The organism is Microbacterium aerolatum, from assembly GCF_007988825.1.
Classification (GTDB): Bacteria; Actinomycetota; Actinomycetes; order Actinomycetales; family Microbacteriaceae; genus Microbacterium; species Microbacterium aerolatum.
Genome location: NZ_BJUW01000005.1, coordinates 84,089 through 105,159, shown reverse-complemented (window position 1 = coordinate 105,159; position 21,071 = coordinate 84,089). Strand labels below are relative to the sequence as shown.

16 protein-coding genes are annotated in these 21,071 nt (G+C 67.8%); 9 read left to right on the top strand and 7 right to left on the bottom strand.

The genetic code is table 11. The annotated features are described in order from the left end of the window. Positions 1–8 precede the first annotated feature (8 nt). Positions 9–218, bottom strand: a complete 210-nt coding sequence (locus MAE01_RS07335) for a heavy-metal-associated domain-containing protein (RefSeq protein ID WP_147038905.1) — start codon at positions 216–218, stop codon at positions 9–11. A gap of 275 nt (positions 219–493) precedes the next feature. Here MAE01_RS07335 and rraA point away from each other — a divergent pair, with 275 nt between their 5' ends. The 4 genes from rraA to MAE01_RS07315 all read left to right on the top strand — a co-directional run bounded on the left by rraA (position 494) and on the right by MAE01_RS07315 (position 3,685). Further along, on the top strand, positions 494–961 hold the full coding sequence (gene rraA, locus MAE01_RS07330; protein WP_147038904.1) for a ribonuclease E activity regulator RraA: 468 nt from the start codon (positions 494–496) through the stop codon (positions 959–961). Between the two features lie 100 nt (positions 962–1,061). Further along, positions 1,062–1,973, top strand: a complete 912-nt coding sequence (locus MAE01_RS07325) for a MetQ/NlpA family ABC transporter substrate-binding protein (RefSeq protein WP_229718073.1) — start codon at positions 1,062–1,064, stop codon at positions 1,971–1,973. 18 nt (positions 1,974–1,991) lie between these two features. Further along, on the top strand, positions 1,992–3,011 hold the full coding sequence (locus tag MAE01_RS07320; RefSeq protein WP_147038903.1) for a methionine ABC transporter ATP-binding protein: 1,020 nt from the start codon (positions 1,992–1,994) through the stop codon (positions 3,009–3,011). Next, positions 3,008–3,685: a methionine ABC transporter permease gene (locus MAE01_RS07315; RefSeq protein WP_147038902.1), complete on the top strand. Its 678-nt coding sequence runs from the start codon at positions 3,008–3,010 to the stop codon at positions 3,683–3,685. Before MAE01_RS07320 ends, MAE01_RS07315 begins: the two co-directional genes overlap by 4 nt. A gap of 36 nt (positions 3,686–3,721) precedes the next feature. On the opposite strand, the gene MAE01_RS07310 is transcribed toward MAE01_RS07315, so the two are convergent. Together MAE01_RS07310 and truA are read right to left on the bottom strand one after the other, a co-directional pair. After that, on the bottom strand, positions 3,722–4,390 hold the full coding sequence (locus MAE01_RS07310) for an endonuclease/exonuclease/phosphatase family protein (RefSeq protein ID WP_147038901.1): 669 nt from the start codon (positions 4,388–4,390) through the stop codon (positions 3,722–3,724). A gap of 52 nt (positions 4,391–4,442) precedes the next feature. Continuing rightward, positions 4,443–5,285 (bottom strand): tRNA pseudouridine(38-40) synthase TruA, encoded by an 843-nt coding sequence (gene truA / locus MAE01_RS07305; RefSeq protein ID WP_147038900.1) that lies wholly within the window; start codon positions 5,283–5,285, stop codon positions 4,443–4,445. An 87-nt stretch (positions 5,286–5,372) separates the two neighbouring features. Between truA and MAE01_RS07300 the strand changes: the two genes are divergently transcribed. Continuing rightward, complete coding sequence (locus MAE01_RS07300; protein ID WP_147038899.1) at positions 5,373–7,259, top strand: acyltransferase family protein; 1,887 nt, start codon at positions 5,373–5,375, stop codon at positions 7,257–7,259. Positions 7,260–7,467: 208 nt separating this feature from the next. On the opposite strand, the gene MAE01_RS07295 is transcribed toward MAE01_RS07300, so the two are convergent. Beyond that, positions 7,468–7,767: a DUF559 domain-containing protein gene (locus MAE01_RS07295; RefSeq protein WP_147038898.1), complete on the bottom strand. Its 300-nt coding sequence runs from the start codon at positions 7,765–7,767 to the stop codon at positions 7,468–7,470. A 1,148-nt stretch (positions 7,768–8,915) separates the two neighbouring features. On the opposite strand from MAE01_RS07295, the gene rplM reads away from it, so the two are divergent. The 3 genes from rplM to glmM are packed head-to-tail and all read left to right on the top strand — an operon-like array spanning position 8,916 to position 11,247. Beyond that, on the top strand, positions 8,916–9,362 hold the full coding sequence (gene rplM, locus MAE01_RS07290) for a 50S ribosomal protein L13 (RefSeq protein ID WP_147038897.1): 447 nt from the start codon (positions 8,916–8,918) through the stop codon (positions 9,360–9,362). A gap of 26 nt (positions 9,363–9,388) precedes the next feature. Then, positions 9,389–9,874 (top strand): 30S ribosomal protein S9, encoded by a 486-nt coding sequence (gene rpsI, locus MAE01_RS07285; RefSeq protein WP_147038896.1) that lies wholly within the window; start codon positions 9,389–9,391, stop codon positions 9,872–9,874. Positions 9,875–9,888: 14 nt separating this feature from the next. Next, the gene (gene glmM / locus MAE01_RS07280; protein ID WP_147038895.1) at positions 9,889–11,247 is read left to right on the top strand and encodes a phosphoglucosamine mutase; all 1,359 of its coding nucleotides are present in this window, start codon (positions 9,889–9,891) and stop codon (positions 11,245–11,247) included. Positions 11,248–11,782: 535 nt separating this feature from the next. On the opposite strand, the gene MAE01_RS07275 is transcribed toward glmM, so the two are convergent. Genes MAE01_RS07275 through rfbA form a run of 3 tightly spaced genes read right to left on the bottom strand, consistent with a single transcriptional unit; the run spans position 11,783 to position 15,056 of the window. Next, entirely contained in the window at positions 11,783–13,192 is a 1,410-nt protein-coding gene (locus tag MAE01_RS07275) for a sugar nucleotide-binding protein (protein WP_147038894.1), read from the bottom strand. Next, complete coding sequence (gene rfbB / locus MAE01_RS07270) at positions 13,192–14,187, bottom strand: dTDP-glucose 4,6-dehydratase (protein WP_147038893.1); 996 nt, start codon at positions 14,185–14,187, stop codon at positions 13,192–13,194. The genes MAE01_RS07275 and rfbB overlap by 1 nt, the downstream gene beginning before the upstream one ends. Then, positions 14,184–15,056 (bottom strand): glucose-1-phosphate thymidylyltransferase RfbA, encoded by an 873-nt coding sequence (rfbA, locus tag MAE01_RS07265; protein ID WP_147038892.1) that lies wholly within the window; start codon positions 15,054–15,056, stop codon positions 14,184–14,186. Before rfbA ends, rfbB begins: the two co-directional genes overlap by 4 nt. A 337-nt stretch (positions 15,057–15,393) precedes the next feature. On the opposite strand from rfbA, the gene MAE01_RS07260 reads away from it, so the two are divergent. Continuing rightward, on the top strand, positions 15,394–21,066 hold the full coding sequence (locus tag MAE01_RS07260) for a DUF4082 domain-containing protein (protein WP_147038891.1): 5,673 nt from the start codon (positions 15,394–15,396) through the stop codon (positions 21,064–21,066). Positions 21,067–21,071: the final 5 nt, after the last annotated feature.

Sequence of the window (21,071 nt, the reverse complement as noted above, 5' to 3'; positions counted from 1 at the left end):
GATTCTCCTCAGACGCGTACGGCGGAGTATCCGGCCTCGTCGACGGCAGCCAGGATGTCGGCGTCGGCGACGGGCGAGGATGCCGTCACGACGAGCTTGCCCGACTGAGCGCTGACATCGATGCCCTCGACGCCGGCGATCTGGCCGACCTCTTCGCGCACGGACATCTCGCAGTGGCCGCAGGTCATGCCGGTCACCTGGTACTCGGTGGTGCTCATCTCGCGTTCCCTTCGATCGGATGCCGCCGAGCGGCGTTCACTTCACGATAACAGAGTACCCCCCAGGGGTATTCCTGTGGTGTTGGTGCCGCTAGGGAGGGGTCGCCTCTTGTCGCTCGAGGGTGGCGGCAGCGGCACGAAGCGCCACCTCCCGGCGGAGGACGGTGCGCCTCCCTCGTGGAGGTGTCGCTAGTTGTCGCTCGAAGGTGGCGGCAGCGGCACGAAGCGCCACCTCCCGCTCGAGTCGGTCGAGGCTCGCATGCCAGGATGGCCGCATGACCCAAGCCACCGCAGACCTGTACGACGAATTCGGCGACGACCTCCAGTCGGTGTCGCTGCAGCTCCGGTCGTTCGGAGGGCGCCCGGCGTTCGAAGGACCCATCCGAACGATCCGCTGCTTCGAGGACAACGCGCTCGTCAAGGCCACGCTCGCGAGCCCCGGCGACGGTGCCGTGCTCGTGGTCGACGGCAGCGGCTCGCTGAACACCGCGCTGATGGGCGACATGATCGCCGAATCCGCCGTCGCAGGCGGCTGGGCGGGGGTCGTGATCCACGGCGCGATCCGCGACAGCGTCGCGATCGGCGGGCTCGAGCTCGGCGTCAAGGCGCTCGGCACCAACCCGCGCAAGAGCGCCAAGCTCGGCGCGGGGGAGGTCGATGTCGACCTCGAGTTCGGGGGAGTGGTGTTCCGAGTCGGCAAGCGCCTGTACGCCGACGAAGACGGCATCCTCGTCGAGCGCTGAGACCGCGAAACCTGCGCGGAAAAGGTGACGCGCAGGCAGCACGTTACGTGCCGTTACCGCCCGAATCGGCGTGAGCGCCCGCGCGTGATTCACTCGATCCGTGAAGAACACCTCCCGTGCGAAGAAGAAGCTCCTGTCCGTCCTCGGCATCCTGGCAGCCGGTGCCATGACTCTGTCGATGGCGGCCTGCGCGGGCGGCGACAGCGACGCCGGCAGCGACGACAGCAAGGTCGTCCTCGTCGCGGATGACGGCACCGAGGCGCACTGGACGATCCTGGCAGACAAGCTCGCTGACGAGGGCATCGACCTCGAGGTCCGCACCATCACCGACGGCGTCCAGCTGAACCAGGCCGTGCAGGACGGCGAGGCCGACATCAACCTGTTCCAGCACCTGATCTTCCTCTCTGACTTCAACGTCAACAGCGGCGGCACCCTCGTGCCGGTCGGCGCCACCGCCGTCTACCCGCTCGCGCTGTACTCCGAGGAGTTCGCCGATGCCGACAGCATCCCCGAGGGGACGACCGTCGCGATCCCGAACAACCCGACCAACCTCGCCCGTGCCCTCCTGAATCTGCAGAGCGCAGGCCTTCTCGAGCTGAAGGACGGCGGCAACGCGTTCTCGTCCGAGGCCGACATCACCAGCAGCAAGGTCGAGATCCTCGCCGTCGACACCAACCAGACCGTCGCAGCCCTCAAGGACGGCAGCGCCAAGGCCGCCGTCGTAAACAACACCCAGGCGCAGAAGGGCGGACTCGGCGACGACCTGATCATCTTCAAGGAAGACCTCGACAACCCCGAGCTCGCGCCGTACATCAACGCCTTCGTCGTCAAGGACGAGAACAAGGACGACCCGCGCTGGCAGAAGATCATCGACGCGTACCACTCGCCCGAGGTCGAGGAAGCCGTCACCGAGCTGAACCAGGGCAACCTGCAGTTCAAGGGCGACTGGACCGCCGAGGACCTGCAGGCAGAGCTCACTGATCTCGAGGATCAGCTGCGCGCCGGCAAGTAGCACGCGACGACGGGCCCCATGAACAGCATCATCACGTTCGATCATGTCTCCAAGGCGTTCCCCGGAACGCGCAGGGGGCCCGTCGTCGACGCCCTCGACGACGTCGACCTGGAAGTCCGGCAGGGCTCCATCGTCGGCGTCATCGGCTACTCCGGGGCAGGGAAGTCCACCCTTGTCCGGCTGATCAACGGGCTCGAGAAGCCCACCGGCGGCACCGTGACCGTGCTCGGGACCGACGTCGGAAGAGCCTCCGAATCGCAGCTTCGATCGCTGCGCGGCCGGATCGGCATGATCTTCCAGCAGTTCAACCTGTTCACCTCGCGCACGGTGCGCGGCAACGTCGCGTATCCGCTGAAGGTCGCCGGCTGGAGCAAGGCCGACATCGGCCCGCGCGTCGCCGAGCTGCTCGACTTCGTCGGGATCGGCGACAAGGCCGCCCGCTTCCCGCGCTCGCTTTCCGGAGGTCAGAAGCAGCGCGTCGGCATCGCCCGCGCGATCGCCGCGAACCCGGAACTCCTCCTCGCCGACGAGGCCACCAGCGCCCTCGACCCGCAGACCACCGGCGAGGTGCTCGCGCTCCTCAAGCGCATCAACCGCGAGCTCGGCATCACGATCGTCGTCATCACTCACCAGATCTCCGTCGTCCACGAGCTGTGCGATCAGGTCGTCGTGATGGACGGCGGCCGCGTCGTCGACAGCGGCGACACGTATCGGGTCTTCGCGCACCCGCGCGCCGAGCTCACCGAGCGCTTCGTCGCCGCCGTCACGCAGGGCGTGCCGGCGGGCGAGACGCTGGATGCTCTGCGCACCGGTGGCGGCACGCTCATCAGCGTCGACGTGAACGAGTTCACGAGCGAGGACGTCGACGAGGTCTTCGAGCGTCACGGCGTGCGCCGCGCGGTCGTCTTCGGCGGGGTCACCGACATCCGGGGACGCCAGCTCGGCACGCTCACCTACCGCGTGCAGGCCGAGTCGGATGCCGTCGCCGAGGTCGTCGGCGAGCTCTCCGCCCGCACGAAGACGGAGGTGCTCGCATGATCGGCGTGCGCACGGCCACGGACTGGGGATCGTTGGCCCCGGTGCTGTGGGAGTCCGTCCAGGAGACCGTCTACATGGTGGCGGTCACCCTGCTGATCGGCGGGGTCGCCGGGCTGCTGATCGGCGCCGCGCTGTACGCCACGCGCCCCGGCAACCTGTTCGCCAACCGCGTGGTGTTCAACGTGCTGAACCTGGTGATCAACGTCATCCGGCCCATCCCTTTCATCATCTTCCTCACCGCCGTGGGCCCGGTGACCAAGGCGATCGCCGGCACCACGCTCGGCACGGAGGCGGCGATCGTGCCGATGACGATCATGGCCGCCGTCGTCATCGGGCGCGTGGTCGAGCAGAACCTCGTCGCCGTCGACCCCGGCATCGTCGAGGCCGCGCTCGCCATCGGCGCGAAGCGCCTGTCGATCCTGTTCGGCGTGGTGATCCCCGAGGCCCTGGCGCCGCTGATCCTCGGCTACACGTTCATGTTCATCGCGGTCGTCGACATGTCGGCCATGGCCGGATACATCGGCGGCGGTGGACTCGGAAACTTCGCGATCATCTACGGCTACCAGCAGTTCAACCAGGAGGCCACCTGGGTCACCGTGGCGATCATCATCGTGATCGTGCAGGTCGGCCAGATCTTCGGCAACTGGCTCGCCCAGCGGATCCTGCGGCAGTAGCCGGGGCGGGCGGCGCGGTGGCGCCCGGCGCGGGATCTAGTCGATCGCGGCGGTCACCAGGATGGGGCGGTGATCGCTCGAGCGCTGCGGCAGGGTCTGGATGCGGTCGATCCGGAACCCGTCCGATGTCGCGAAGTCGTAGTGGCCCTTGAACACCCGGTACCGCGTGTACGTGCGCTCGTCGCTGAGCGTGAGCGTGTACCCGTGATCGCGGACGTTCTGGCCGAGGTTCTCCTTGAACACCGGGTAGTTGTAGTCCCCGACCATGAGGATCGGCAGGCCCGCACCCATCGACTCCAGTTCGGTCAGCGCCGCCTTGATCTGGTTGCGGCGCAGTGAGTTGAGTGCGGTCAGCGGCGCGGCGTGGAAGGATGCCACGATCAGCTCCTGGCCGTTGTCGATGTCTTGAAGCCGCACGCCGAGAACGCGCTCGTGCGCCGGCTTCAGCATCCGATCATGGAGGGACTTCTTCAGCCCGATGGTGCGGATGTCCTTCAGGCGGAACGTGTTGGTCCGGTAGTACAGCGCCAGGCCCAGCCGGTTGCCCTGGGTGGCGTCCGCCAGCCGTAGCCCGCCGATCTCGTCAGGGAGCGCCGCCACGTCGCACTCCTGCAGGCACAGCAGATCGGGCTCGTGCTCGTCGACGAGCTCCTCGAGCTCTTTCGCGGCACGATGCTTGCGCAGGTTGTACGAGATGACCTTCATCGTCGCAACGCTACTGTGCGCACCTGAGTCGCAGGTGTCGAAACGGCGAACTCTATTCCGAGTCGCGTCGCGCCCTGGTCTGCTCGGCCCGCTGCGCGAGCAGCTCGTCGGCGGGATAGCCGACCTCGGTGAGCGTCAGGCCGCGCGCAGCGAGCACCTTGAACTCGCTGGTGCGCCGGAGGGCATCGCGCAGCACGACGAGATCGCCGACATCGAGTCGCTGCTCGCCGACCGCAGCGCACGCGCCGACGAGGGCGCGGACCATGCTGTGGCAGAACGCATCGGCCTTCACCTCGGCGACCAGGACGCCGTCGGCATCCCGCCGCCACCGGTAGTCGAGCAGGGTGCGGATCGTGGTGGCCTCTTCGCGCGCCTTGCAGTAGGCGGCGAAGTCGTGCAGGCCGATCAGGGACTGTGCCGCGGCATCCATCGCTCCGACGTCGAGATCCCCGCGGATGCTGGTGGTGTCGAGCCGTCGCGCGGGGTCGAATCCGGCCACGTCGTCGGCGAGCCGGTACCGGTAGCGCCGCCAGATCGCCGAGAAGCGCGCGTCGAATCCTTCCGGCGCGAGCGATGAGCGGTGCACGGTGACGTCGGGGTAGGCGCCGAGAACTCCGCGCATGCGGGCGGCGACCGAGCCGGCCGGGTCGGATGCCGCGCGGCCATGGCGTGCCTGGATCCGCGCCCACTGCGCATGATCGAGGTCGACGTGGGCGACCTGACCGGCGGCGTGGACCCCGGCATCTGTTCTTCCGGCGACGACGAACTGCACGTCGGAGCCGACGATGCGGGCCAGCGCGGCCTCAAGAGTGCCCTGCACGGTGCGCAGACCGGGCTGCTTGGCCCACCCGCGGAAGTTCGTGCCGTCATAGGCGATGTCCAGGCGGATTCTCACTCGACCAGCCTAAGGTGGAGGTTTGACTTCTCCCGGCTTCCGGGCTGTGACTTCTTCCGGCTTCCGGCCGGAGCGCGATACTCCAAGATGCTGACTCAGACGACTCCCACGCGGTTCGCGGGCCTCGACGGTCTGCGAGCGATCGCGGTCACCCTCGTGGTCGTCTACCACCTGTTCCCCGGGTCTCCGCTGCTGGGCGGGTTCGTGGGCGTCGACGTGTTCTTCGTGATCAGCGGGTTCCTGATCACCTCGCTGCTGCTTCGTCCGTCGCGGCTCGGGAGGCTCGGTTCGCCGCGCCGACTGGTCGACTTCTGGCGTCGGCGCGCACGTCGTCTGCTGCCGGCGCTCGCCGTCGTCGTCACTGTGTGCGCGACGGTCGCCTGGCTGCTCGGCGGCGATCTGCTGGTCGGCATGGGGCGGCAGGTGCTGGGGGCGGCGACCTTCAGTTACAACTGGCTCGCGGTCGCCGACGGCACCGACTACTTCGCGGCGACCGCGCCGGAGCTGTTCCGCAACTTCTGGTCGCTCGCGGTCGAGGAGCAGTTCTACGTCGTCTGGCCGCTGTTGCTGCCGCTCGTGCTGCTGATCCCAGGACGCTGGACGCGCGTCGCGCTCATGCTCGTCGCGGCGGGCGGTTCGGCGTGGTGGATGGCGCGGCTCGTCGCTGGGGGAGAGGTGACGCGCGCCTATTTCGGCACGGATGCGCACGCGTTCGGCATCCTGATCGGCATCGCGCTGGCGTTCGCCGTCGTGAATATGCCGGACAGGGCATGGATGCGATCGCGAGCGACGCAGGTCGGGTCTCTGCTTGCCGGCGCGACGGGCGTCGCGGCGATCGTGGTGGCCGCGTGCATCCCGGAGACGCCGGATGCCGCGACCTTCCCCGGAACGCTGCTGCTGGCGACGTTCGGATCGGTGCTCGCCGTCTTCGCCGGCGTGTGGCCGGGGTCGTGGTTCGGGCGCGGCATGGATGACGCCCCTTTGAAGTGGGTCGGGGACCGGTCGTACGGCATCTATCTGTGGCACTGGCCGGTGCTCGTACTGGTTCTCGTCGGCACGCAGGGGTTCGGGCCCGAAGCCGGGGTCCCGGTGTGGGCCGGAGTGCTCGCGCTGGCGATCTCGGTAGGCGCTGCTGCGGTGTCGTATCGCTTCGTCGAGATGCCCTTCCGTCGGTACGGCTTCCGCCACGCGCTGCGCGCGCTCGGCCGGCGCATCGCCGGCGGGCCGGTGAGCAGGTTCGCCGGGATCACGGCGCTGTCGGTCGCTGCAGTCGCGATCGGCGGAACGGCGGCAGCTGTCGTGAACGCTCCGCACACGACGACGGCCGTCGCTGCGATCAACCGGGGCGCCGAAGCGCTCGACGACACGAAGAGGCCGTCGCCGACTCCGAGCCCGGAGCCGACCGCCGATGCCATCACGATTCCTGAGGGCTCCGAGATCACCGCGGTCGGTGACTCCGTGATGCTCGCGTCGGCGCCGTCGCTGCTCAAGGAATTCCCCGGCATCGCCGTGGATGCGGAGGTCTCGCGGTCGATCTGGGCGGGGCCGGAGATCCTCGACGGGCTCAAGGCGAACGGCCAGCTGCGCGAGAACATCGTGGTGGGGCTCGGCACCAACGGGCCCGTCGACTGGGAGACGCTCGAGGAGATGTCTCAGATCGCGGGCGCGGATCGCAATCTGATCCTGGTCAACGCGCACGCCCCGCGCGACTGGATCCCCGGGGTCAACGCCGACCTCGAGTCCTTCGCCGACAGCCACCGTCACGTGTGGGTCGCGGACTGGTCCGGTGCCATCACGCCTCACGAGGACCTGCTCGCCGGTGACGGCATCCATCCCGGCGAGGCCGGGGGAGGTGTGTTCGCGGCATCCGTCGGCAGCGCGCTGGAGAGGATCGAGAAGGACCGCATCCGCGCCGAGAAGGACTTCGCGCGGGCACCCACCGGCCGCGCCCCGCACATCCCGTTCCCCGAGTAGCCGGCGCGCCCCCGGCGGCGCCCTCTCGGGGGGCGCATATGGCTGGCAAACGCGTGGCGTGGCAGCCGTTTGCGCCCCCTCGCAGAGTTCGACGTGAATCACCGCATGCGCAGGGGGCGCATGCGGTCGCCAAAGCCGAATCATGCCAGCCACATGCGTCCCCTCCTGGAACGACGCCGCCCATCGTGCGGTGTCCACGGAGGCCACCTCACCCGTTCCAGCCATGGCGATGAAGCGCCGCGCGCACGATCTCTACGGCGGTGGGATGCCGGCCGCGGATGTGCTTCGACGTGAGCCGCACTACCTCGATCCCGGCTTCGGCGTACGCGTGGTACTTCTCGATGTCGCGATTCCACTGCGTGCGCTCGGTTCTGTGGTGATCCCCCTCCACCTCGACGACGACGCGGTACTCCCGGTATACGAACTCCGAGATTCCCAATCGCCGCCCTTGTCCGTCGAGAACCTCGAGATCGAGCTCGGGGCACGGGCAGGCCCGCCGCTTCGGCATCCAATCGGAAGTCGGTCTCCAGCGGTGATGAGCTGCCCACGCGGATCAGATCGAGGGCAGCATGCAGCTTTGCGGTGGAGCGCGGTCGCGGCCCCGCATCTACCTCGGCGCGGAGATCGGCGACTGTCGCGAGGATCTGCTCGGGATGCCGTCGCCCGCCGTTGTCCCGGGGAACTCGGGCGAAGGTATCGCCGATCGCGACCAGCTCGCGCAGGGTGAGGTCCCGTGCGAGCATCGCCCACGTGGATGCTGGGCTTGTCAACGCGAACCCGAACTGAAGCTGAACAGACGCGAGATGAGGGGCGACTCTGCGACCTTTCACGCCTTTCGCGCGCGGTGCCCTCTGCGGCGAGAACACCGCCACTTCAAGGTCGCCGGGGTGATCGAGCCACACGCCGTATCCGACAGCCGCCGTGCGGCCGCAGAAGAAGCTGCCCCGAGGCATGACGGTCGCGTATGCCCGCATGTCGTTCAGCACTTTCTCTCTCGCCCAGCGGCGTTGTGCGTAGGGATCGCCATCGGCAGCCGCCTCCACCGTTACCCGCACATCCACCTCCTTGCGGCGGCGAACGCCGTGGAACGGCGACACGAGATCCCCGGCGCGGAGTCGAGCGCGCGTCAAGCCCTCCTCGGATGCTCGCGCGGTGGAGAACTCGCCGTCGAGACGAGCGGGCAGAGACGCCGGTGGATGCGACATGGCAACACTCTCGACGAGGGCGTGCTCGAGTGAGCACCGAGATAGCACGTTCCGTGAACAAGTCGGCGCGATCGCTTCCTGTGCAGAGACGTCGCGAGTGCGCTCGGGGGTCGCAAGTGGCGGTCACGCGCGCGTGTTGCCAGCCATTCGCGCCCCCTCCCCAATGGGGCGGAGCGGGAGGGGGCGCAGGTGGCGGCCAAAGCGCGGTGGTGACAGCCATCTGCGACCCCTCGCGGCTTAGCCGCAGGTGGCGACACCTTCCGCGTGCGACCCACCCCCGCACCGCCGATTCGCGCGCGAGCGCGGGATGCCGTAGGCTGTCACTTTGGTACTCGACTGCCGAGTGCCGCGAACGTGAGCCCTCCACTGGCGTGTTCGAGTCACTAGACGAAGAACCACCCCGGAGTGGGATTCACGAACCTCTCCGTTCGATCAAGAAAGCAGCACTATTGTGACGCGCACATACACCCCGAAGACCGGTGAGGTCCAGCGTGACTGGATCGTCATCGACGCCACTGACGTCGTGCTCGGTCGCCTGGCCTCGCACGCCGCAGCGATCCTCCGCGGCAAGCACAAGCCGACCTTCGCGAACCACGTCGACACGGGCGACTTCGTCGTCATCGTCAACGCCGACAAGGTGGCCCTGACCGGGCAGAAGCTCCAGAAGAAGATGGCTTACCGCCACTCCGGCTACCCGGGTGGTCTGACGGCCGTCTCCTATGCCGAGCTCCTCGAGAAGAACCCCATCCGCGCTGTCGAGAAGGCCGTCCGCGGCATGCTCCCCAAGAACAGCCTGGGCCGTCAGCAGCTGTCGAAGCTCAAGGTTTACGTCGGTGCCGAGCACCCGCACGCCGCTCAGCAGCCGCAGCCGTACACCCTCGACCAGGTCGCCCAGTAAGCGCCGCAACGACTAAGGACATACTCGTGGCTGACATCGAAACCACCGAAAACCCGCAGAACTACTCGACCTCCACCCCCGAGGGCGCAGCAGCGACCGAGACGGCTCCCCGTCCGGTGCTGAACGTCTCGGGTGCTGCCGTCGGTCGCCGCAAGCAGGCCATCGCCCGCGTGCGCGTCGTCCCCGGCTCGGGCACCATCACGGTCAACGGCCGTACGCTCGAGGACTACTTCCCGAACAAGCTGCACCAGCAGCTGATCAACGACCCGTTCAAGGTGCTGAACCTCGAGGGTGCGTACGACGTCATCGCGCGCATCTCCGGTGGCGGCGACTCGGGCCAGGCCGGCGCGCTGCGCCTCGGCATCGCCCGTGCCCTCAACGGCATCGACGTCGAGAACAACCGTGCGACGCTCAAGAAGGCCGGCTTCCTCTCGCGTGACGCCCGCGTCATCGAGCGCAAGAAGGCCGGTCTCAAGAAGGCCCGCAAGGCGCCTCAGTACTCGAAGCGCTAAGGGTCACCACCCCGATGCCGCTTTTTGGCACGGACGGCGTGCGAGGACTTGCCAACGGCATCCTCACCGCCGATCTCGCGCTCACCCTGGCCCAGGCGACTGCTGTCGTCCTGGGCCAGGGCCGCACCGCAGAGGCTCGCCGGGCCGAGGGCAAGCGACTGTCCGCAGTCGTCGCCCGCGACCCGCGCGTCTCCGGTGAATTCCTCGTGGCCGCCGTCTCGGCAGGCCTCGCGGCATCCGGCGTCGACGTCCTCGATGCCGGCGTCATCCCCACCCCGGCCCTGGCGTTCCTCGTCGGCGACCACGATGCCGACTTCGGCGTCATGGTGTCGGCTTCGCACAACCCCGCGCCGGACAACGGGATCAAGATCTTCGCCCGCGGCGGCGTCAAGCTCCCCGACGTGGTCGAGCAGCGCATCGAAGCCGCGATGGAGTGGGAGAAGCTTCTCCCCACCGGTGCCGGAGTCGGACGCATCCAGCGCTTCTCCGACGCCGAGGACCGCTACAAGCTGCACCTGCTCGGCTCGCTGCCGCACCAGCTCGACGGCATCCACGTCGTCCTCGACTGCGCGCACGGCGCCGCATCCGGCGTCTCGCCGGAGACCTTCAAGGATGCCGGCGCCACCGTCACCGTGATCGGCGCAGATCCGGATGGCATCAACATCAACGACGGCGTCGGATCGACGCATCTGGACAATCTCGCGGAGGCCGTCGTGCGGCTCGGTGCCGACATCGGCATCGCACACGACGGCGACGCGGACCGCTGCCTCGCCGTCGACGCAGACGGCAACGTCATCGACGGCGACCAGATCATGGCGATCCTCGCTGTGGCCATGAAGGAGCGCGGCCACCTCAAGGAGGACACCCTGGTCGCGACCGTCATGAGCAACCTCGGTCTGCACAAGGCGATGAGCGAGCACGGGATCACGGTCCGTCAGACCGCTGTCGGCGACCGCTACGTGCTCGAGGACATGAACGCGAACGGATTCGCGCTGGGCGGCGAGCAGTCCGGTCATGTGATCATGAGCGAGTTCGCGACCACCGGCGACGGCGTGCTCACCGGCCTCCACCTGGTCGCCGAGATGGCGCACAAGAAGAAGTCGCTCGCCGAGCTCGCGTCGGTCATGACCGTCTACCCGCAGGTGCTGATCAACGTCCGCGATGTGGACAAAGATCGTTGCGCCGACGACGAGGGCGTGCAGGCTGCCATCGCCGCGGTGGAGGCCGAGCTCGGAGCCACCGGACGAGTGCTGCTGCGCAAGTCCGGCACCGAGCAGCTCGTACGAGTCATGGTCGAGGCGGCGGATGCCGAATCCGCCCAGTCCTACGCCGAGAAGCTCGCGGCCGTCGTGAAGGAACGCCTCGCGCTTTAACTGCCACTGAACAGGGCAAAGCGCGAATCGTATCGCATGCGCACCCTGCAACGCCGGTAGCTAATTGTCACGGAAGTGTAACGACTCGTGTTCGCGACCTTGATGGGGTTCGACTCGCGCGAATATGCTGGCCGCACTTGTTCCGGATGTAATCCGAGCATCCGAGACGAGATGGCCGAAGCACCCTGAGGCCTTGGCGAGAAGGTCTCATCGGCGTTCCGGATGGCAGGGACTTGGGGACCCTGGGGGAGAAAAAGACGTGGGTTCGTTGGCTTCGTGCGCGGTGCGCGCGTCGCCGCGGTCGGTCAGCTGGCCGGACGCAGGTGAACAGCGGAGTGTGGTCGATCAGACGCAGCTTCGGTGATTCATCAGCACCAGCGGCCGAGGAGGAAGCATCGTCGAGGTCACGGCACCGGGTGTCGAGACATCGTCACGGCGATCGAGGCCCCTCCGGTCAGCAGCTCACGATCTCTGCGCGGAACGCCCCAGGCCCTTCGACAAGCTCAGGGACCGACTACGGCGCCAACCGGACCGACTACGGCGCCGACTCCGCAAGATATTCGGCGAGCGCACGCGCTGAATCGCGCGGCGCGAATCCGGCGCCGATGATCCTGCCGAGATCGAGTTCGCTGTTGCGCGGACGCGGGGCGATGACCGCTGTGGCATCGGCATAATACTCATCGGTGCTGACCGAGGTGACGCGTGCAGGGTCATGGCCGAGACTCCGGTAGACGTCGCGGGCGATGTCGGCCCAGGACTGCGCGTCGCCGCGGGACGTGAGGTTGTACGTGCCGTGGGTCGCGCCGGTTTCCAGCAGGTGGTGGATGCCGGCCGCGATGTCGTCCGCGAAGGTGAGCCGCCCGTGCTGGTCGTCGATGACCTTGGGATCGATCCCGCGCTCGGCCAGAGACGCCATGGTGCGGACGAAGTTGCTGCCCTCGCCGATGACCCAGGAGGCACGGACGATGTAGTGCCGTGGTGCGGTCGCGGCCGCGAGGTCGCCGGCGGCTTTGCTCTGCCCGTAGACGCCGAGCGGGCTGAACGGTGTGTCCTCCGCGTATGGCTCTGTCGCGGCCCCGTCGAAGACATAGTCGCTGGAGATGTGCACCAGGGCGATGCCGTTCTCGGCCGCGATGCGGGCGAGCTGTGCCGGGGCAGCGGCATTGACAGCCCACGCGGTGGCCCGGCCGTCGGCCGTTTCAGCGGCGTCGACGGCGGTGTACGCGGCGGCGTTGATGATGGTGCCGTAGTCGCGCCAGCGGCGGGCTGCGGCGAGGTTCGTGGAAGCGATGTCGAATTCTGCTCTGGTCGTGTACTCGATGTGCGCTGCCTCGCCGTACAGCTCACGCAGCGCCCGTCCGACCTGTCCGTTCGCACCGGTGATGAGTATCTTGCGTGGCGGGACCGGAGTGACGTCGGCCAGTCGCGGGTGATTCTTGTCCTTGTCGGAGAGTTCCGCCTGAGCCAGCGGAATGGGCCAGTCGATGGCGGTGGTCTCATCGGCCAGGTTCAAGAACGAGTAGGACGCCTCAGGCGACCAGTGGTCGTTGACCAGATACGTGTACGCGGTGGCCGGTTCGAGGGTCTGGTACGCGTTTCCGACGCCGCGGGGTACGAAGATCGCCCTGGACGGGGTGATCTCAGCGGTGAACACGGCACCGAACGTCGGGCCCTGACGCAGGTCGACCCAGGCACCGAAGATGCGCCCTGTGGCGACGGAGACGTACTTGTCCCACGGCTCGGCGTGGATGCCGCGGGTGGTGCCCGCGGTGTCGTTGAACGAGATGTTGTTCTGCACCGGACCGAAATCAGGAAGACCCAGCGCGCGCATCTTCTCGCGCTGCCAGTTCTCCTTGAACCAGCCGCGGGAGTCGCCATGCACGGGGAGGTCGAGCAGGAGTAGACCGGGGATCGGCGTGGTGGTCGCCGACGCCTCCGCAGCCATCACTGTCCCTTCCCGGCGTAGAACGCCTCGACGCCGGCTTTGGACGGCGCCCACCACGATTCGTTGGCGCGGTACCAGGCGATCGTCGCGGCCAGTCCTGCCTCGAAGTCGGAGAAACGCGGCGCCCAGCCGAGCTCGGTACGCAGTTTGGTCGAATCGATCGCGTATCGCAGATCGTGTCCTGCCCGGTCCATCACATGATCGTACGCACCGGCGGGCTCGCCCATGAGAGTGAGGATCCGCTCGACGACATCCCGATTGCTGCGCTCGCCGTCGGCGCCGATCAGGTACGTCTCGCCGATCCGGCCCCGATCAAGAATCGTCAGCACGGCAGAGGAGTGGTCGTCGGCATGTATCCAGTCGCGCACATTGCGTCCCTCACCGTAAAGACGAGGGCGGATGCCGCGGATCACGTTCGTGATCTGACGCGGGATGAACTTCTCCACGTGCTGGTACGGGCCGTAGTTGTTCGAGCAGTTCGAGATCGTCGCCCGCACCCCGAAGGAGCGCGCCCACGCCCGCACCAGCAGATCCGACCCGGCCTTCGTCGACGAGTACGGCGACGAAGGATTGTACGGCGTGGACTCGGTGAAACGCTCGGGGTCGTCGAGCTCCAGGTCTCCGTAGACCTCGTCCGTCGAGATGTGATGGAACCTGACGTCATGCCGGCGCGCGGCCTCCAGCAGCGTGTACGTGCCGACGATGTTCGTGTCCAGGAACGGACGCGGGTCGTGCAGCGAGTTGTCGTTGTGCGACTCCGCGGCGTAGTGCACCACGGCATCCGCTTCGGCGAACAGACCCGACACCAGCGCAGCATCCGTGATGTCGCCGTGCACGAACTCGACCCGCTCAGACGGCAACCCCGCCAACGACGCCCGATTTCCCGCATACGTCAGGGCATCGAGCACCGTGACATGGTCATCCGTGTGCGCGACCACGTGGTGCACGAAGTTCGACCCGATGAACCCGGCCCCGCCGGTAACCAGCAGTCTCATCGCTCGCCCCGCTCGAGCAGCTCGAGAAGGTACCGACCGTAGCCCGACTTCACCAGCCGCTCCGCGCACGAGCGCAGATCGTCGTCGCTGAGGAATCCGCGCCGCCAGGCGACCTCCTCCGGGACTCCGATCTTCATGCCGGTGCGGCGCTCCATCGTGCGGACGTAGTCGGCGGCATCCGTCATCTGATCGAATGTCCCGGTGTCCAGCCAGGCCGTCCCGCGAGGCAGCACCTCCACCTGCAGCTTGCCGCGCTCGAGATACTCGCGATTCACGTCCGTGATCTCGTACTCCCCGCGCGCGCTCGGCCGCAGACCGCGCGCGATCTCCACCACGTCGTTGTCGTAGAAGTACAGGCCGGGCACCGCATAGTTGCTCTTCGGGACGGCGGGCTTCTCCTCCAGCGACACCGCCGTCCCGTCGCCGTCGAACTCGACCACGCCGTACGCCTGCGGCTCGGCGACCCAGTACGCGAAGATCGCCCCGCCGTCGATCGCCGAGAAACGACCCAGCTGATCGCCGAGGCCCGGACCGTACAGCAGGTTGTCGCCCAGCACGAGTGCGACGGGCTCATCGCCGATGAAGTCCGCCCCGATCGTGAACGCCTGCGCCAGCCCATCCGGCGACGCCTGCTGCGCGAACCGGATGCTGACGCCGAACTGCGATCCGTCTCCGAGCAGCCGCTCGAAATGGCTCGCGTCATGCGGCGTCGTGATCACCAGGATGTCGTCGATGCCCGCGAGCATGAGCGTGGACAGCGGGTAATAGATCATCGGCTTGTCGTACACCGGCACCAGCTGTTTCGAAGTGCCCAGCGTGATCGGATGCAGACGCGTGCCAGAACCGCCCGCGAGAATGATCCCCTTCATGAGAGCTCCCCAGTTCTCATCTCCGCACTCCCCAGTGCGTTCTCCCCAGCGGAGCGGCTTCCCCGAGCCTGCCCGCACGCCACAGCGTAGCCGACCGCCGTCTCTCGCAACAGGCCGCCTCCTCGGCAGGCCGATAGGGCGTCGAAAAATAGATAGTGACGCCGGGTGCGCACTGGGGCTATAGTGACGGGCGACGGTATGCCGTGTCTGCTCGTTTGGGGATGAGCAGAGGAATCACGCAGATCGTGAAGAAGCCATGCGCGGGGGCGCAGTGGCAGTACTGGGGAAACTGGGGACAATGGGGAGCTCACTCCTTCGCCGTGGGAAGCGATCGCAGATGGTCGGCCGTGCCATCGCGGCACTGGCGACCGTGCTCGCGCTCGTCGCGAGCGGGCTCACGACCATGCCGTCCACGGCTGAAGCGGCGGGCAGCCCGTGCGGTGCCGACATCAACGCGATCGCCTGCGAGAACTCCCAGCCCGGTACCGATCCGGAAATCTGGGACATCGACGGCGCCGGAGATCCCAGCATCCAGGGATTCGCGACCGAGATCTCCGTCAACCGCGGCGAGCGCGTCGACTTCAAGATCGACACGGATGCCGAGGACTACACGATCGACATCTACCGCACCGGCTGGTACCAGGGCCTGGGCGCGCGTTTCATCCAGTCGGTGCCCGTCACCGCATCGGTTCCGCAGGACGAGGAGTGCATCTCGGACAAGACCACGGAGCTGTACGACTGCGGCAGGTGGGACGTCTCCGCTTCGTGGAACGTGCCGGCGGATGCCGTGTCCGGCGTCTACGTCGCGAAGCTGACCCGTGACGACACCGACGGCTCCAGCCACATCATCTTCATCGTCCGCAATGACGGCGCGACTTCCGACGTGCTGTTCCAGACCTCCGACCCGACCTGGCACGCGTACAACACCTACGGCGGATCCGATTTCTACCAGGGGGCGGCGAACGGCCGAGCGTACAAGATCAGCTACAACCGCCCGTTCGCGAACCGGGGCGGCACCGAGAAGCGTGACTTCTACTTCAGTTCCGAATACGCGACCGTTCGTTTCCTGGAGCGCAACGGCTACGACATGACGTATATCGCCGGCGTCGACACCGATCGACGCGGCGGCGAGCTGCTGAACCACGATGTCTTTCTCTCGGTCGGCCACGACGAGTACTGGTCCGGCGCGCAGCGCGCCAACATGGAGGCCGCGCGGGATGCGGGCGTGAACATGCAGTTCCTCGCCGGTAACGAGGGCTACTGGCGCACGCGCTACGAGCCGTCCGCAGATGAGTCGGCGACGCCGTACCGCACGCTGGTCTCGTACAAGGAGACCTGGGGAAACGGCAAGATCGACGACACCTCGTCCGAGTGGACCGGCACGTGGCGCGATCCCCGGTTCGCGGATGCCGCGCAGGGCGGTCATTCTCCGGAGAATGCGCTCACCGGCACCATGTACATGGTCAACGACGTCGCCTATCCGGTGACGGTGACCTCCGACGAGGGCAAGATGCGCCTGTGGCGCAACACAGGTCTGAACACGATTCCGGCGGGACAGTCCGAGCCGCTGGGCGATCAGACTCTCGGCTATGAGTCCAACGAAGACATCGACAACGGCTTCCGCCCGGAGGGCCTCATCCGCCTCTCGACCACGATCGCCGGCACGCCGCAGTACCTGCTCGACTACGGCAACACCGTCGCTGCCGGCACCACCGAGCACCATGTCACGCTGTACCGTGCTGCCAGTGGAGCGCTGGTGTTCTCGGCGGCGAGCATCCAGTGGGGGTGGGGCCTGGACAGCACCCACGACGTTGCGAGGCCGGCCGCCGACCCGCGCATGCAGCAGGCGCAGGTGAACCTGCTCGCCGACATGGGCGCGCAGCCGACGACCCTCATGAGCGGACTGTCTCCAGCGGTCAAGAGCACCGACACCACCGCGCCGACCGCGACGATCACCTCTCCGGCCGAAGGGGAGCAGATCGCGCACGGCACCCGGGTCACCGCGACCGGAACAGCCGCCGATGTCGGCGGCCGGGTCGCGGGTGTCGAGGTGTCGACGGATGGCGGCAGCTCGTGGCATCCCGCGCAGGGCACGACGAACTGGACGTACTCGTACATCCAACAGGGGGCAGGGCAGGCGACGGTCATCGCCCGGGCCATCGACGACAGCGCGAACTTCTCGTCCACCGGAACCACCCGCGCGCTCGCGGTCAGCGGCCCGTACTCCGCGCAGGGACAGGCGGTTCCGGCGCTCGCATCGGCGTCCGACACGCAGGCCGTCGAGCTGGGCCTGCGCTTCAGCGCCGCGACCGACGGCTTCATCACCGGGGTGCGCTTCTACAAGGGTGCGAACAACCTCGGCACGCACGTCGGCTCGCTGTGGTCGGAGGGCGGCGAAAGGCTGGCGACGGTCACGTTCGTCGGCGAGACTGCGACCGGGTGGCAGTCCGCTCTGTTCGATGCGCCCGTCCCGGTGACGGCCGGCACGGAGTACATCGTCTCGTACACGGCGCCGCAGGGCGGCTACGCCTACGTCGACCGCTTCTGGCCGTACCAGGGACGCACATCCACTCCCGTGGTCATCACTCCGGGCGTCGGGTCGGCCAGTCCCGGCCTCTACGGTCACGCCGGTCAGTTCCCGACATTCACCTGGGGTGACTCCAACTACTATGTCGACGTCGTCTTCGATTCGGTGCTCGAATCGACCGTGCGCGTCGCGGCGCGTCAGCCGGCGGCCGGCAGCTCGAGCGTGCCGACCGACACCGACATCACCGCCGTGTTCACCGCCGACGTCGTCGATGCACAACTGCAGGTGAAGGATGCCGAGGGCGCGACGATCGCCGGGACGAACTCTTACGATCCCGCGACCCGCAAGGTGCGCTTCGCGCCTGCCGCGGCGCTGGATGCCGAGACCACCTACTCGGTCACGATCGATGCGACGCCTCCGAACGGCGTCGAGTTCGACGCGGGCGGCGCCTGGTCATTCACGACGGCGATCCCGGTCCTGCCCGAGGGGCAGTGCCCGTGCTCGATCTACACCGACCTGGATCGCCCCCTGATCTCGGCTGACGCCGACACGGATGCCGTCACGCTCGGCACGCGGTTCACGGTCGACGAGCCGGGGCTCGTGACGGCTGTGCGGTTCTACAAGGGCATCGGCAACGGCGGCACACACGTCGGTGCGCTGTGGAACGCGATCGGGCAGAAGCTCGGCGAGGTCACCTTCACGGGCGAGACCTCTTCGGGATGGCAGACCGCCGAGTTCACCACGCCGGTCGCCCTGCAGCCGGGCACCGAGTACGTCGTGTCGTACCGGGCGCCGCAGGGGCGCTACGCGGTCACGCCGGGCGCGTTCGCGGACGGATACGCTCGTGGGCCGATCACAGTACCGCCGAACGGTGGCGTCTTCACCTACGGCAACGGGATGCCATCGCAGACCACCGGCACCAGTTACTTCGTCGACATCGTCTTCGTGACCGACGTCGAAGGCCCTGCACTGACTTCGACCACGCCTGCGGCAGGGGCTCCCGCAGCCGATCGTGACACGGCCATCGCAGGCACGTTCGACGAGGCACTGTCGGCGACGCCCACGGTCGTCGTCACGGCTGACGGGGATGCCGTCACCGGAGCCGTCGCGCTGTCGGGTGACGGCAAGACGGTGACGTTCACCCCGAACGGGCCGCTGCCATACGGCGCCGCGGTCGCGGTCAAGATCACGGGCGTCACCGGGGCATCCGGCGAGGGCGCGGACCGCACATGGGCGTTCACCGTGGAGCAGGACGCGTCCACTGTCGTGCACACCTTCTTCGGCTCTGAGACCCCGACCGCTTCGAGCGCGAACGACGCGACATCGGTCGAGCTGGGTATGTCGTTCCGCAGCGCCGTCGCCGGTCAGGTCACCGCTCTGCGGTTCTACAAGACGGCCGGTGACACCGGCGTCCACACCGGCACGCTCTGGTCGGGAACCGGTCAGGCGCTGGCGACGGTCCAGTTCCAGAACGAGACGGCGTCCGGATGGCAGCGCGCAGCCCTGTCGAACCCCGTGACGATCACCGCCGGTCAGACCTACACGGTCTCGTACCTTTCGCCGCAGGGACGCTACCCCGCGCAGGGCGACTACTTCGCCGAGGCGAAGACGAGCGGGCCGCTCACGGCGGATGCCGGTGTGAACGGCGTCTATCGGTACGGATCCGGCGGCACGATGCCCACGTCCACCTTCGGAGCATCGAACTACTACGCCGACATCGAGTTCGTCGCCGGAACCGGAACGGAGCCGGTGGTCGCGCTCGCCGAGAAGTCTCCGACCGGCACCTCTGTCCCGGTGACGACGACCGTCACCGCCGAGCTCACGCAGGACGCGCCGAGCCCGACGATCGCGCTCAGCGCGGGTGGTGCCACCGTACCCGGAACGAGCTCTTACGACGCGACGTCGAAGACGCTGACGTTCACGCCGACGGCCGAGCTCACCGAAGCCACGACGTACACCGTCACTGTGCGCATCGGTGGCCAGTCGCTCGATCAGTGGCAGTTCACGACGGTGGAGCCGGAGATCCCCGGGTCCACGGACACCATCTTCGGCGATGAGACCCCGCTGAGCGCTGCGGCCGCAGACGCGGATGCCGTCGAGGTGGGCACCGCGTTCACGGTCTCTCGGGCAGGGCAGGTGACTGCGATCCGCTTCTACAAGGGCGCGGGCAACACCGGCACGCACGTGGGCACCCTGTGGGACGGCGACGGCACTGCGCTCGCCACCGTGACCTTCGCCGCCGAGACCGCGTCCGGATGGCAGCGCGCTGCGTTGTCGACACCCGTGGCGGTTTCGCCGGGGACGACATATGTCGTCTCCTACCTCGCACCGAATGGCCACTACGCGATCACCTCGGGGTACTTCGGATCGGCCCGCACCAGCGGCTCGATCACGGCGCCCGCCGGGGCGAACGGCCGATTCCTTTACGGCACCGCAGGCGGATACCCGACGGGTTCGTGGAACTCGTCGGCGTACTTCGTGGATGCCGAGATAGCGTTCGGGTCGGGTTCACCGGAGTCACCCCCTCAGACTCCGGAGCCCGGCCCGAGCCCAACTCCGACGCCGACTCCGGAGCCGACGCCGACACCTGAGCCGAGCCCGACGCCGACACCTGAGCCGACGCCGACGCCTGAGCCGAGCCCGGAACCGACGCCGACGCCTGAGCCGAGCCCGGAACCGACGCCGACGCCTGAACCGACGCCGACACCCGAGCCTGAGCCTGCGCAAACGGTCACGATCACAGCGCGTGAACCGGCTGCCGCCGCAGGCGAGGTCGCACCGACCACCACCGTCACGGCGACGCTCGACTCCGACATCCCGGGGACGACCTTGTCGCTCGCGGCCGGCGCGGCGAACGTCGCCGGCGAGTCCGCCTATGACTCCGAGACGCGCACCGTGACCTTCACGCCCGCCGAGCCTCTCGCCTGGTCGACGACGTACAGCGCCACGGTCGCGGCGGCAGGCGTGACGCTGGCGGATTCGACGTGGACCTTCCTCACCGCGAGCGCCCCGCCCACGGTCGACGTGACCACGATCTTCGGCGACGCCACACCGCAGAATCCATGGTGGAACGACCCCGACGGCGTACAGGTGTCGACCCGATTCAGCGTGGACGTCGCCGGGCAGGTAACCGGCATCCGGTTCTATAAGGGCACCAACACCTCGCAGCACACCGGGTATCTCTGGAAAGCCGACGGGACGAAACTCGCCGAGGTCGAATACACCGCCGAGACCGCTGACGGCTGGCAGACCGCGCAGCTCACCACGCCGGTGACGCTGGAGCCGGGAGTCGAGTATCGCGTCGGGCTGTACAGCCCGTTCGGACGATACGCCGTCGACGTCGGGACGCTGGCGGGGGAGACCAGCATCGGACACTTCACGATCCCTGCCAGCGGCAGCTCCTGGATCTACTCGCGCGAGTTCCCGAGCAACCTGTCCACCAACAACTACTGGGTCGACGTGCTGTTCGACCCCGTCGAATGATCACA

Excerpts from the sequence above, each read along its gene's own strand:
- MAE01_RS07335 (WP_147038905.1), bottom strand. The coding sequence starts at position 218 with ATGAGCACCACCGAGTACCAGGTGACCGGCATGACCTGCGGCCACTGC.
- rraA (WP_147038904.1), top strand. The coding sequence starts at position 494 with ATGACCCAAGCCACCGCAGACCTGTACGACGAATTCGGCGACGACCTC.
- MAE01_RS07320 (WP_147038903.1), top strand. The coding sequence starts at position 1,992 with ATGAACAGCATCATCACGTTCGATCATGTCTCCAAGGCGTTCCCCGGA.
- MAE01_RS07315 (WP_147038902.1), top strand. The coding sequence starts at position 3,008 with ATGATCGGCGTGCGCACGGCCACGGACTGGGGATCGTTGGCCCCGGTG.
- MAE01_RS07310 (WP_147038901.1), bottom strand. The coding sequence starts at position 4,390 with ATGAAGGTCATCTCGTACAACCTGCGCAAGCATCGTGCCGCGAAAGAG.
- MAE01_RS07300 (WP_147038899.1), top strand. The coding sequence starts at position 5,373 with ATGCTGACTCAGACGACTCCCACGCGGTTCGCGGGCCTCGACGGTCTG.
- MAE01_RS07295 (WP_147038898.1), bottom strand. The coding sequence starts at position 7,767 with ATGCCGAAGCGGCGGGCCTGCCCGTGCCCCGAGCTCGATCTCGAGGTT.
- glmM (WP_147038895.1), top strand. The coding sequence starts at position 9,889 with ATGCCGCTTTTTGGCACGGACGGCGTGCGAGGACTTGCCAACGGCATC.
- MAE01_RS07275 (WP_147038894.1), bottom strand. The coding sequence starts at position 13,192 with ATGGCTGCGGAGGCGTCGGCGACCACCACGCCGATCCCCGGTCTACTC.
- rfbB (WP_147038893.1), bottom strand. The coding sequence starts at position 14,187 with ATGAGACTGCTGGTTACCGGCGGGGCCGGGTTCATCGGGTCGAACTTC.
- rfbA (WP_147038892.1), bottom strand. The coding sequence starts at position 15,056 with ATGAAGGGGATCATTCTCGCGGGCGGTTCTGGCACGCGTCTGCATCCG.
- MAE01_RS07260 (WP_147038891.1), top strand. The coding sequence starts at position 15,394 with ATGGTCGGCCGTGCCATCGCGGCACTGGCGACCGTGCTCGCGCTCGTC.